Annotated in this window: 6 protein-coding genes, 3 tRNA genes and 1 rRNA gene; 6 read left to right on the top strand and 4 right to left on the bottom strand. The window is 42.8% G+C overall.

The features are described 5' to 3' along the window. Nucleotides 1-90: 90 nt before the first annotated feature. The 3 genes from B5E65_RS10530 to B5E65_RS10520 all read right to left on the bottom strand — a co-directional run bounded on the left by B5E65_RS10530 (nucleotide 91) and on the right by B5E65_RS10520 (nucleotide 1,915). Nucleotides 91-167, bottom strand: a tRNA-Ile gene (locus B5E65_RS10530). A gap of 4 nt (nucleotides 168-171) precedes the next feature. Further along, nucleotides 172-247: transfer RNA gene (locus tag B5E65_RS10525), tRNA-Ala, on the bottom strand. 140 nt (nucleotides 248-387) lie between these two features. Next, nucleotides 388-1,915, bottom strand: a 16S ribosomal RNA gene (locus tag B5E65_RS10520). A 682-nt stretch (nucleotides 1,916-2,597) separates the two neighbouring features. Here B5E65_RS10520 and B5E65_RS10515 point away from each other — a divergent pair. After that, nucleotides 2,598-2,674: transfer RNA gene (locus B5E65_RS10515), tRNA-Arg, on the top strand. A gap of 248 nt (nucleotides 2,675-2,922) precedes the next feature. On the opposite strand, the gene B5E65_RS10510 is transcribed toward B5E65_RS10515, so the two are convergent. Next, the gene (locus tag B5E65_RS10510; RefSeq protein ID WP_087171724.1) at nucleotides 2,923-3,174 is read right to left on the bottom strand and encodes a tyrosine-type recombinase/integrase; all 252 of its coding nucleotides are present in this window, start codon (nucleotides 3,172-3,174) and stop codon (nucleotides 2,923-2,925) included. 419 nt (nucleotides 3,175-3,593) lie between these two features. Between B5E65_RS10510 and B5E65_RS10500 the strand changes: the two genes are divergently transcribed. The 5 genes from B5E65_RS10500 to B5E65_RS16040 are packed head-to-tail and all read left to right on the top strand — an operon-like array spanning nucleotide 3,594 to nucleotide 13,707. After that, nucleotides 3,594-5,126, top strand: coding sequence for an ATP-binding protein (locus B5E65_RS10500; protein ID WP_158098569.1), 1,533 nt, complete (start codon nucleotides 3,594-3,596; stop codon nucleotides 5,124-5,126). Further along, a complete protein-coding gene (locus B5E65_RS10495) occupies nucleotides 5,126-7,093 on the top strand; it encodes a DEAD/DEAH box helicase (RefSeq protein ID WP_087171722.1) in 1,968 nt (655 codons plus the stop codon). The genes B5E65_RS10500 and B5E65_RS10495 overlap by 1 nt, the downstream gene beginning before the upstream one ends. A 3-nt stretch (nucleotides 7,094-7,096) precedes the next feature. Then, on the top strand, nucleotides 7,097-8,371 hold the full coding sequence (locus B5E65_RS10490) for a hypothetical protein (protein WP_087171721.1): 1,275 nt from the start codon (nucleotides 7,097-7,099) through the stop codon (nucleotides 8,369-8,371). Then, on the top strand, nucleotides 8,371-11,811 hold the full coding sequence (locus B5E65_RS10485; RefSeq protein WP_087171720.1) for a helicase-related protein: 3,441 nt from the start codon (nucleotides 8,371-8,373) through the stop codon (nucleotides 11,809-11,811). The genes B5E65_RS10490 and B5E65_RS10485 overlap by 1 nt, the downstream gene beginning before the upstream one ends. A gap of 18 nt (nucleotides 11,812-11,829) precedes the next feature. Further along, nucleotides 11,830-13,707, top strand: a complete 1,878-nt coding sequence (locus B5E65_RS16040; protein WP_143403004.1) for a DUF1998 domain-containing protein — start codon at nucleotides 11,830-11,832, stop codon at nucleotides 13,705-13,707. Nucleotides 13,708-13,712 lie beyond the last annotated feature (5 nt).

Raw genomic sequence — 13,712 nt, 5'->3', positions numbered from 1 at the left:
TGTTGGCGCTTCAAGACTCGAGTCACTCAACGCTTTAATGGCTTATACTTCGTATAAGCGCGTTTCGTGCCTCTCCTCTTTCATCGCCACTGGTGGGCTCAAGTGGACTCGAACCACCGACCTCGCGCTTATCAGGCGCGCGCTCTAACCACCTGAGCTATGAGCCCATATTGGTGGAGATAAGGAGGTTCGAACTCCTGACCCCCTGCTTGCAAAGCAGGTGCTCTCCCAGCTGAGCTATACCCCCACGCTCTTCGCGCTTCGGTTGCTTGCTCTCTTTTTTTGAGGTTCCTTTTCAGGGCCCTCAAAATTGAACAATATCGAATGCTCTCACTCTAACCCTGTACCAGACAACTGACCTTGGTCAGTGCCTGCCTGACTCCATAGAAAGGAGGTGATCCAGCCGCACCTTCCGATACGGCTACCTTGTTACGACTTCACCCCAATCACCAGTTTTACCTTCGGCCGCGCCCTCCTTGCGGTTAGGCTACGGACTTCGGGTCCCCCCGGCTCTCATGGTGTGACGGGCGGTGTGTACAAGGCCCGGGAACGTATTCACCGCGGCATGCTGATCCGCGATTACTAGCAATTCCGACTTCATGCAGGCGAGTTGCAGCCTGCAATCTGAACTGGGACGATGTTTATGAGGTTTGCTCCGCCTCGCGGCTTCGCTTCTCTTTGTTGATCGCCATTGTAGTACGTGTGTAGCCCAGGTCATAAAGGGCATGATGATTTGACGTCATCCCCACCTTCCTCCGTTTTGTCAACGGCAGTCTCGCCAGAGTCCTCTTGCGTAGTAACTGACGATAAGGGTTGCGCTCGTTGCGGGACTTAACCCAACATCTCACGACACGAGCTGACGACAACCATGCACCACCTGTCTCGATGTCCCGAAGGACTTCATGCATCTCTGCACTATGCATCGGATGTCAAGACCTGGTAAGGTTCTTCGCGTTGCTTCGAATTAAACCACATACTCCACTGCTTGTGCGGGCCCCCGTCAATTCCTTTGAGTTTCAACCTTGCGGTCGTACTCCCCAGGTGGATTACTTATTGTGTTAACTGCGGCACGGAGAGGGTCAATCTCCCCACACCTAGTAATCATCGTTTACGGCATGGACTACCAGGGTATCTAATCCTGTTTGCTACCCATGCTTTCGAGCCTCAGCGTCAGTTGGTGCCCAGTAAGCCGCCTTCGCCACTGGTGTTCCTCCCGATATCTACGCATTCCACCGCTACACCGGGAATTCCGCTTACCTCTGCACTACTCAAGAGAGACAGTTTTGAAAGCAGGTCGTGGGTTGAGCCCACGCTTTTCACTTCCAACTTGCCTCCCCGCCTGCGCTCCCTTTACACCCAGTAATTCCGGACAACGCTTGCCACCTACGTTTTACCGCGGCTGCTGGCACGTAGTTAGCCGTGGCTTTCTTGTAAGGTACCGTCATTATCGTCCCTTACGACAGAAGTTTACAACCCGAAGGCCTTCTTCCTTCACGCGGCGTCGCTGCATCAGGGTTTCCCCCATTGTGCAATATTCCCCACTGCTGCCTCCCGTAGGAGTCTGGGCCGTGTCTCAGTCCCAATGTGGCCGTTCAACCTCTCAGTCCGGCTACCAATCGTCGGCATGGTGGGCCGTTACCTCACCATCTACCTAATTGGACGCGAGTCCATCCTTAAGCGAATTGCTCCTTTTCCCCCTGAGCCATGCGGCTCTGTGGGCTTATGCGGTATTAGCAGTCGTTTCCAACTGTTGTCCCCCACTCAAGGGCAGGTTCCTCACGTGTTACTCACCCGTTCGCCACTAAGTTATCCCGGCGTCCATCCGAAAACTTCAGCCAAAATAACTCCGTTCGACTTGCATGTGTTAGGCGCGCCGCCAGCGTTCGTCCTGAGCCAGGATCAAACTCTTTAGTAAATGGTATCTAAACCAGATTACTATCTGAATTTAAATCTCTGTGATTCTCAGACACAATCGCTTGCGTCCTGCGAATTACTTGTTTGGAATTTTTTCAAGTGTTTCCTCACTTTAAAAGGGTTCCGTTCAAGCTTCGATATTGTTCAATTTTCAAGGTCCTGTGCGCCGTACCCTCTCGGGTGGGCAGCTCATTTATTATATCTCGTGAAGTGCTGTTTGTCAAGCACTTTTTTGAGATTTTTTCGAGCCGCTTTTCAGCGCCGTGCCCCCTCAAAGGGTGCCCGATTATATTACCACTCTGCCACCCGAATGTCAACACCTTTTTTCAGGTTTTTTCTTCTTTTTTTGCAGAGGGCAGTTTTACGCTTTTTTATTATACTATAATATAGTCCACATCCGGACCTGAGATATTTAGGTTCAAAATCAAAAAAGCACTTGCCCTCCGGGAAAAAGTGTGGTATTATATTGTCTGCACCTGTAAAAGGTTGCTATGCGTCCGTAGCTCAGTTGGATAGAGCGTTCGGCTCCGACAACTCCGACACCCCACCGGGCGCAACTGAAAAACCGCATAACAGAGCCATTTTTCGGCATCGCATCCTCCGGTTTTATGGTAGTCTGACTACTATTTGACCACTTACAACCGAATAGCTGGAATCCGTCTTCGGACGGTTTTCATAGATGTGCGTCCGTAGCTCAGTTGGATAGAGCGTTCGGCTCCGACCCGGAAGGCCGCTGGTTCGAATCCAGTCGGGCGCACCACAAAAAGACCGCTGTGTGTTCACGCAGCGGTCTTTTTGTATGGATTTTGGTTTGTACCACATTGTGTCACAAACCAAATCATATACAATATGATTTGGCAGGGCTGCCTCTCGGTCGATTTTCTGTTCCTCCAAACCCGCCCCAAATTCGCTGTTTGGGGCGGGTTTCGCTTCCATGGTATGTTCCCTCGCCCTTACCTCATTCGGCGCGATACAGGCCGTTTGCCGGCGACACGCGCCCTGCTTTTCTCACAGCCCCATCGCTTCGCTGAGTTTCTGTCCGGCAAGACGCTTGTTTTTGTCAAAGGCATGGCTGTAGATGTCCAGGGTGGTGCTGGGCTGGGCGTGACCCAGCAGGTCCGTCATCGTCCGGGCATCCACGCCTTGGGCGATGAGCATACTGTCGTTGTTGTGGCGCAGACTGTGCACGTTCAAATTTTCTGGCAGGCCGTTCTTTCGCAGAATTTTCTTGAATTTGAAAGTGAATGTGCATGGTTCCACACCGTTGCCTGGCTCGTTCTTTTAGGTTTTCGTCTGATTTTATAAGATGATAGAACTTACAAATCAATATAACTCGCATTTTTGATCGACATAGAACACTATACAAATTGATTTTCCGAGAGGTTTAGAGTACTATTAAATTGTATAAATATATCATCTCCTAGAATAAAAACGGAAAAAAGTATGGACAATTTATCAATTAGACAAATATCCCCAAATATCCCCAAAATGGCACCTTCCCAAAAGATGGGCAAGCGATCTTTGCACTGATGGCAGAATCCCTAGTGCACTGAAAATTGGCTCGTGTTGGGTAATTTCAAAAGATACCGTAAAACCTGCGGATGCAAGAATTAAATCTGGGAACACATGAAAAGCAAGCCGTCTTGCGAACCATAAAATTAGTGAAAGGATTTTATTTTATGGAAATATCTATTGGTAAATTCACATTAGAGTCTCTGACAACGGGAATGTATAACGAGCCTGAATCTTGCTTTCGAGAATACATCCAGAACGCAGTTGATGCCATTGATATGGCTATCGAGGAAAAACTTCTTACAGTTGAAGAAAGCCGTATTGAAATAATTATTGACGATGAACGGAAAGTTATAAGCGTTAAAGATAATGGAATTGGTATATGCGGAAATAAGGCACGAAACACTCTTTTAGATATTGGCAATTCAAGTAAACTCCACACTGTCAATCGGGGCTTCCGAGGAATAGGTCGTTTAGGCGGACTCTCATATTGCAAGCAACTTAGTTTCTGCACTACTTTCAAAGGTGAAGATATCAAAACAATCGTTACATTTGACTGTGAGCGATTACGAGAATTACTAATTCCCGGACAGGGTGATGAGCATACACTGCAGAGCGTTATTGAGGCCGTTACCTCTGTTAATGTTCTTGAAGAACAGGAGGCAGCACATTATTTTATTGTCAAAATGGAAGACGTTGATGATATAGCAAGCCTTCTAGATTTAGATATGGTCAAAGACTACATATCTCAAGTAGCTCCACTTCCCTATCGAAAAAACTTTTATTGGGGAAGTACCATCAAACAGGATCTTGAAGCAAAAGGTGTCTTCATCGCAGAGTATCCTATCTTTATTGGCCATTCTTTCGAGCATCTGACACAATTATATAAGCCCTACAAATTGACGCTTGATGTCTCTTCAAGAGCAGGCATCACAAGAGACGAGATCAATGGCATATCGTTCTTCGATGTCGTCGATAATACCGGTATTGTTCTGGCCTGTGGATGGTATGCGGACAGTGAATTCTCCGGCACTTTGGCGGATGATAGATTATCCGGTATTAGAGTTCGTCTAGGAAATATACTTATTGGAACGGCTAAAACATTATCTCCCTATTTCAAGGAATCTCGTTTTAATGGATGGGTGGCAGGAGAGCTTTATATCATATCCCAAAACTTAATCCCCAATGCACGGCGAGATGATTTTGAGCGAAATGATACTTTTGCTCAGTTTGAGAATGGTATTCGGGCAACCGTTGGTTCCGAAGTGTCCGACAAGATACGCGCCGCATCTAAGGCGCGTAATAATCCCGCCGCCAAAACTATCAAGAAGGCAGGAAAAGCAATCGCCCAAGCAGAAACAATACTAACTACCGGATTCAACTCCTCGTTTGAAAAGGAACAGATTGTTGAAGGACTTGAGGCCATAAAAAAAGAATTACGTATTATCCCAAAGTCTGCCGCTCCAGAGGTTGTCCAACAAAAAGTCCAGCTTATTCAGACACTAGAAGAGCTCGGCGAAACAGTAATACAGTCAACAAATTACCGTGCCAAGAATACTATTACATCGGATTTTTCAAAAGCCGAAAAGAAAATAATCCAGGCAATGTTAGAAGTGCTGACACGAAATTTTTCGCGAGAAACCGTTGATAGCCTTTATAAAGAATTCCTCAGCGAGATTACAACGAAGGGGAAAAAGTAATGCAGATATATCCTGAAAAATATGACCAGTTGGATCTATCAGTGAACGAACGGTCTTTCCTTAGAACCATCGAAAGGGGGTTCTCCGGAGCTAAATTGGCCTACTATGTTCTTCATATTAACCCAAGAAAACGAGATGCAGGTCAAGGCAAAGCAGAACTTTTTAACATGTTAATCGTATCAGAAGGAATACTGTTACTTCGATTTTTTGATACTGATATTCCCCTGGTCACCTCTACAACCATCAAAGCGCTTGGAAATCCCCTGGTTTATTCTATTTTAGAAAGTGATATTAAGTCGAAATTAGAAGGAAGCAACTATTTAGTTCGAGAGAGCGGAAACCTAAGATTTGCCCTTAATATCACCTTTGTTTTCCCCAACATTAATCTTCCACAGATCGAGTCTGAATTGTCCGAAGCCGAAAAAGCATTTTGCTTTAAACATGTGCTTTTCAAAAATGACATCCAGCTTTTGCGCAAGGAAGGGAAAACGCTGCTTTTAGAAAGATTTTCCCCAGCTGATGAAATTAAAGAAGAAATCGTAAACAATATTTTCCAACGACTGTGTCCTGAGATTACGATTCCTAGGAAATTCATCTTGGATGATCACACAGAAATTTCGATCAATGAAGCAGCACTATCACAAATGGATCGTGCTGTTCAGTCTTATCGACTTGATAATTGGCAAATCGATATCGTTAACAGGATTAATAGGGGCAACCAGTTAATTCTAGCTTGTGCAGGTAGTGGAAAAAGTGTTTTACTCATTTCCAAATGTTTTAAGCTTGCAAGTTTAAATCCGTGTGAAAATTTTCTGATTACTTGCTATAACCGTAATCTTAACAACTATTATCAGTGGGCAATTTCGCAAGCGGGTTTTATCGACAGAAACGTAAAATGCACTACATTTTTGGGCCTCTGCAAACAGCTTTTGGAGAGCAATGGTCTCTCTCTCCCAACCAATTATGCCCATCAACAAAATGATTACTATGATAGGTTATTTGAAAAAGCTAATAATGCATTAGCTGCCGGTCATATTAAGGAACGATTCTACGGAATATTTATAGACGAGGTCCAGGTTTTCAAGCCAGAATGGTACAGATTTTGTTTTAACTTACTGAAAAGTAAGAACGATAGCGACCACTATTTTGTGATTGCCGGGGACAAGTCTCAGGACATAAAGAATAATATCAAGCATGGCAAAGCCCCTTGGCAAGGCGGTGGGAGCGCCTACCCAGAGTATCGCGGAAAAACACTTCCCATCGAGACAAATTATAGAAATTCCAAACCGATTAACGATGCTATTGATAGATATGTTAATTGTGCTAAGGCCTTGGGTGCAAAACTCGGTGTTGATTTCACCTCCGACCCAGAGCTCTTCTTGCGTGGGACATCATATCGCCAGGGCAATAAACCCACATTATCTATGGTGCATGAGCTGAGCAATGAAGGGGAAGCGGAGGCTATTTGCTCTGCTATTCGGGAGCTTCTTAAAAAGGGCTACAGTGAAGTGGATATCGCAGTAATTGTATATAACCGCCGATCATATACAACAAAAGGCTGGAAAACTCACTATTATAATCTTCTCCCCTATATTAAGCAGATATTTTATAAAGAGAACTGGGAAACTCCATCCATTCTAATTCATGGGGAACCAGAAGGCTCAACGTACGGTTCCCGGCGCGGAGTTACAATAGCAACGATCGAAGGCTCTCTTGGTTTGGATTTTAGGGCCGTGATTTTAGCCGGACTCAGACCACTTGGTTTCCATGAAAAAGTACAGATTCTTGAAGATTTTGACGGTTTGCCTGAAGAAAAATTAGAGGAAAAGCAGGAAGCCTTTAAAAAGAACATCAATTTCTTGTATACAGGATGTACACGCGCTAAAGATGAATTGACGATTATTTTGTCAGCACCTAGAGGTGAGTCAATATATATGGATTTGCTTCGTGACGCGATGGGAGAATAAAATATGATGCTGTATGATGATAGGACCAAAGATGCGCTAAAAGCTGAAAACAAGTTTATTTTCCCCGAAATCAATGTTTCTGATGATATTACTTTTAAGGCAAGTTATATTATTTCGGGTGATTTGCACTGTGCCGGAAAAGTATCTGCGCTCTTTGACTTAATTGTCTTCGGCGACGTTGTCGCCGAGGAAATGGATATTAAGGGCCGTTTTGTTTGTTTGGGCCAATGCAATATCTCTGGTGCTCTTATTGTTCAAAATGATATTTGGGCTGAGGACATCCAAGCAAAATCTGTAATCTGCCAGGATCGAATTGTGGCACAGTCAATTGATGCAGATAGCGTTATCGCAGATGGTAATATCATTGTAGGCAAAACTCTCGCCATAGAGGAGAATGCAAAAACACATCAGAATATAATTTGTGGCGAGACCGCATACGGTGCAGGAAAAATTGTTGCATCAAATATTCTAACTGTAGAGCCGTTGGATTTAGATGATGGAGAAGAGGCGCTTTCCTCTCCCTTTCAATATGTTCCCAAATCAAACAATAGTTGCGTCTCCGAACTCTCAAAAGAATCTGCAAAATATTCCCAAGACAACGATTATTCTGGATTTCTCGCAGAGCTCATGAAGACTCCAGATGAAAATCTGAAAGTAAGGTTTAGGCGTTATCATACCGTGCTAAAAACGGTGGAACTATCATATCCAGGATCGATTTCTGAGTTTAAAGATGTTGCATTATTAATATGGCTGCTGGAAATATCCACCAGCGTTTATTTTAAAGATTGGCCCCAAATAAAAGAATGGACTGAAATGGTCCTTTTACATTTCAAGGAAATGGCAGAAGGAAAGTGCTCTGGGGTACATGAGCCAAAACCTGCAGTCAGTCTAGATAAAGGCTATACTGTTTTGCATAAGCAATACGGTAGAGGTATCGTTCGCTCTATACTCCAGACGTCATCCGGAGGACAAGCATCCCGTATGGCAATAGTTGAGTTTGCAGCTCATGGCGAAAAAAAATTTCCGTTGCCAGACTCCCTTAAGTTTTTTTCCATACTAAGTGAACGCGAAGCCCCCTCTAAAGACGAAGTAAAATCTTCTCTCCAGTGTAATATCGAGGGGTATCCTGAGTGGTTATCAGCCTTACAATCAATACTTATTCATAAAGAGTATCTGGGTAACAGTTTATACGAGACAATCTACAACCTGCTGCTTTCCAAACTTGGACTCAAATCAAAATTTGTCGAGGATCGTTTTAAAGAAACGGGGTGGAATTAATGTCAAATAATAGAGAGCTATTAGCCCAAGAAATCGTTAAGCGATTTGTCGCTTCCATATCTGGGACCGAGATTGATACAATAGTAGGCTACAACCCTAACGATCGAATCTATGTTGGTAAGCTGTCTCCACAAAGCGCATCTGATACTTTTTCATCTAGCGTTTTAATAAAGCAAATCGGCGTGAATTTTCGAGTTTCCAAAGCGGACATGGATAATCTAGAGTTGGATGTATTCCCACAAGGCAATTTTTTCTTTCGGATTATTCCAACCTATGAGCAGCAAAAACAGGCCTTCTTGAAAGACTTCCTTTCTACGTTTACAGATCAGAAAATTTCAACGTTTGAAGATTTGATAACACAGAAGCAGTCAGGTGGGTTATCAAAAGAGATGCTTGAGCACAAAGTATCTCTTCTCCCTATATACAAAAAAATTGCAATTGACAGAAAGCCGGTATTTCTGTCCCTAAAGATCTCAGATATTTATAATGCGCAATTTGATTGTGGTAGACTCGCACCAGACTCATCTTTTAAAAAAGCGTTACACGCAATAGTCGACTCTTTGTGTTCCGAAGTCAAGGCATATTCTGGAGTTATACCTTGTCAATTCCGAGATAGGCTTACTATCGATAACCTCATCACGGCAGACGCATGGGAAAAATATAAGCAGAAACAAATTGCGCGCGAAGAGTTTGAAATGTTCTCCCGTTTTGATTTTGACATTTCTGTCGACGTTAAGGGAGTGGAAGATTATCTGGATATTACCATCGCATTAAGTAATGAAACCGCATTTGGCGATGAAACAAGCGATAAAAAAATGCGAGCGGCAAAGGCTGATCCTTATCGAATTAATACTTTGTTCAATTCCGGCATCAAGGTAAAAGTGCATAATGGGAAACTGATTCCTGTTGAGTTGGACTATTTTGCAGATGACTATAAGTATGATAAATACGTCTATGCCCTTGGCTACAACTGTAATGTAGAGTGCGTAGAAGATAATACCGTAATCCAAACAGTACACGTGCCATTTTTTATTCAAAAGCGTCTTAAAACGAATAATTCTATGGCCGTAAAGTTTGATGATCTGATTAGAGATCCTGTTAGTACGCTAAACTCAATTTACGAAAGTATGTTAAACGAATTAAGTTCGTGGGAAGCTGATTTTGCGTCTAAGAATGGACTCACTCCAAACGGGAAGCGGCAGTTTGAGCACGAAATAAATTCCTTCCGTTTGGAAATCAAACGCTTCAAGACAGGTGTGGAACTGATTGATAGTTATCACATGATACGCACTGCCTTCAAATACATGAACCAAGCCTTCAAGCGCTCTGCAAAAGGATATGACAGTTGGCGTCTTTTCCAGATTGTATTTGTTGTTTCGCTTATCCTTGATATTACCGCAAACGAACCAGAGTTAATTTTAGATGACGAGATTAAACGAAAAGCCAAGACGGATGACGTTGATATACTATATTTCCCTACCGGTGGCGGTAAAACAGAAGCCTTTTTAGGCATTTTGATTTTCAACCTTTTCTTTGACAGATTACGCGGAAAAGAGTGTGGCGTAACTGCCATGCTTAAATATCCGCTTAGGCTCCTTTCGATCCAACAGGTTCAACGCGTGTCGAATATTCTAGCAACTGCAGAACAAATTCGAGTCGAAGAAAATCTTGGCGGTGAGACTTTCAGTTTAGGCTATTTTGTCGGCGAAGGAAACACCCCCAATAAAATCGATAAAGAATTGAGAAAAACGCTGAAGGAACTTTCTACTGAGGAAATCGATGGGAAATATCGTTTATTGGATGTTTGCCCGTTTTGTGGCTCGAACACCGTTCATGTGGTTTACGACGACGAAGCCAACTCTTTGCTCCATATTTGCACAAATAAAGCATGTCCCTCTGGTGGGCGGTTACCACTTTTTTTGGTGGATGAGGACATTTACAGATATATTCCAAGTGTTATCATTTCAACCGTTGATAAAATGACAGCAATTGGATTAAATATGCGGTTCCACAATCTTTTGTGTGGAGCTTCTTATAAATGTCCAAAACACGGATACACAGCACGAACAAAATGTTTGGCCGATGAATGTAGTTGTTCTCCTTCTGAATTTCAGCGTGTTCGAATGAAGGACCCTGCACCAACATTATTAATTCAAGATGAGCTGCATTTGATTAAAGAATCCCTTGGAGCATACGATTCTCATTACGAGACACTCATTGAATATTTTATTCGCCATTTATCCGGCTGCAATAGAGGAATCAAGGTAATTGGAGCTACTGCAACTATTTCCGCCTATGCTGAACAAGCCCGGCATCTTTATTGGAAAAACGCAATACGTTTCCCTGCTGCCTCACCATATCTTGATCATGATTTTTATTCTTTTATAGACAAAGACGATATAAGCCGTATCATTGTAGGTTACGCACCTTTCGGAAAAGCTATTGTAAATAGCGTTGCTTATTCGTTACAGTACCTTAAGCGCGTTGTTTATGATTTGTATCAGAAACCCGAGCAAATTTTTGAAATTCCAGGAATGGATTTTGAGGGCTCGCAAGAGGAAAAAATAGCTGCTGCGTTAAGGTTACTGGAGGACTATTGGATTGTTCTTGAATACAATAACGTAAAAATGGAAAGCAATCGCGTTCTCCAAGCACTAGCAGACCCTATTAACACCGAGCTTATTGCGGAAGGCATTCAACCGTTAATCGCAAAAAAAATGACCGGCGATGATACTTTCCAAGAAGTAAGAGCCACCCTGTCGTCAATTGAACACACACCAAGTGTCATCCACAAGCTAGACTTTAATATGATTGCTGCTACAAGCATGATTTCTCATGGCGTTGACGCAGATCGCTTCAATCTAATGCTTTTTTATGGTATGCCTGGAAACACTGCTGAGTACATTCAAGCCTATTCTCGCGTCGGGCGTAAGCACACGGGTGTCGTCATTGATATAATGAGACCATCACGTGAAAAAGATCAAAGTTATTTGAAAAACTTCGTTAAATTCCACGAGTATAAAGACATCTTGGTTGATTCTGTTTCTATAAATCGTTGGGCAACTAAAGCGGTTGAAAATACTCTTCCCGGGGTATTGTCCAGTCTTATCCTAAATTACTACGAATATGAACTACAGTTTACCGTTGGCGACGTAAGCAAATTTGGCAACTTAAAAAAGGCTTTAACTAGCGGTGCAATTACAGCAGAAATGTTAAAAAATCACGCATATCAAATCTATAAGTGTTCAGATAATGATAGTTCTATTGGAAAACTATATCGCATTACAATTGATAGAATTATCGATAATCTTGTAATATCGTTAAAGAACGGATCAATCGAGGCAAGAACTTATCTGACAGAGGCGTTTGACCGGTGTTATTGTCATGTTATGAGTAGCCTGCGCGATACCGACAAACAAATTATTGTAGAAATGAGGTAATAAAGGAGGGATACATATATGGCAGAAAAAAAGATGCGTCGCGGTGTTCAACAAGCCCTCTATAAGTATCTACCTGGCAGTTGGGTCGATTATACTCAAAGCGGGGGCGGAGTAACATACGCCGTTCATGTAGATTATTGGAATAGTATACAGCTTGCAGGAATTAATAATAAGCGATTGCTCCGAGTTGTTAATCAACGTGTTCATGAATTTATCGAACATAGTAGTGAGGGCGAAGCTGCTGTTGTTGACTTTGCTCCAACTATTGATGAAGAATCCTATGAGGTGCTTACTCCAAAAGTAAGCGATACTATCGCGGCAATTCATACTTCAGTCAAACCGTGGGTTTTTGCTTGTAGTTCATGTGGACGAGTAAGACAATATTATTCATATGATGAGTTCAAGCGTCGAGAGCATCAGCCTTGCGACAAATGCGGGAAGCACATGACGCAAATAAAAATGATCCGTTTTTGCAGGTGCGGTTATGCAGACGGAATTTATGTTCCCAAATGTCAAAATCCAGAGCATGGCACGAAGTATATGTACCGTCGAGGTAGTGGAACCGACTTTGTGTGCAGTAAATGCGGCAAAAAAGCCGTTATGTCTCACACTTGCCCTGATTGCCATAACCCATTAGAAATACGTCCTGCACTGGATTCTTCCCACTTTATCCCCGCCACAGTAACTTTGATAGACCTCCTTGATAAGAGAAAAGACGTTTTTCTGGATAATGAAACGGATTATCAAGGCGAAAAAGTTGTTGTTTCTCATTATCTTGGTTTAGTTTCCCCAGAGCAGTATGAGGCCATAGTGGCAAAGGGTAGCCTCACACGAGAAGATGATTTTGAAAAATCACTTCAAGCCGAAGCCGATTCGTATCGTGCACTCGGCATCGATGAGTCCGCCATCGCGGCAGTAATTGATGCTAAGCGGCGCGGTAATCCGAACACTCGTATTTTTGAGGCGATAGGTAAAGTATCGAATGGGTTATCAATCAGCATTCCAGAGGAATACACTCCTATCGCCGAAGCAATTTTAGAATATAATGAACTGTTTCACGCCAAAGTAACTTTGTCTCTTGAGGAAGCGGCGGATGATGCAGAACTCATCAATGATGGTATAAAGCCGAACTATAGGGAATTGGCAAGAAGATTTGGATTTTCAAATGTCCAGTTGTGCTCCAGTGTCCCTATCGTATTCTGCTCTTATGGATATACGAGAAAAGAGCAATTCGGTGACCGTATCAAATTGCGGGGATTCCCTCGAGAAATGGAAAGAAGAAATATTTATGCTGCTCGCTTGGAGACAGAGGGTGTTCTTTTTGAAATAGACAGAAAACGTATCATTGATTGGCTTTTGGAAAACCGATTTATTTCTGATTTAGACAAGCCAAAATCAGAGAGCGAATACGATCTGAAGTTGTGGTTTTTGGATAGAATTCAGGCTGGATTGATTACCCCATTTACTGAAATCGATAATACGAGTGATAAAGGGAGAATAACAAAGGCCGTATATACATTAATTCATAGTATTTCTCACGCGCTAATTCGAGAAGCTGCTGAAGTATGTGGCCTTGACAAAAGTTCTTTGTCCGAATACATACTACCAAACATTCCTGCGATTTTCATCTATTGTGCAAATTCTCAAGGATTTAGTATGGGGGCTTTGTATAGCGCATTTCAGTCGCAGTTTGACAAATGGCTAAAACATGCCAAAGAAAACTCCAAAAAATGTATTTTTGATCCGATCTGTATTAACCATGACAAAGCATGTGCGGGATGTTTATTCCTAAATGAGGTTTCTTGCAAGCACTTTAATAAAGATTTGGATCGAAGCTATCTCTGTGGATACTTCGATGTACAGGAACAAGAACGACTCAAAGGTTTTTGGGAGTAATAGAT

The sequence above is a fragment of the Gemmiger sp. An120 genome, assembly GCF_002160955.1.
GTDB classification, from domain to species: Bacteria; Bacillota; Clostridia; order Oscillospirales; family Ruminococcaceae; genus Gemmiger_A; species Gemmiger_A avium.
This window is presented reverse-complemented; position numbering and strand designations above follow the sequence as displayed.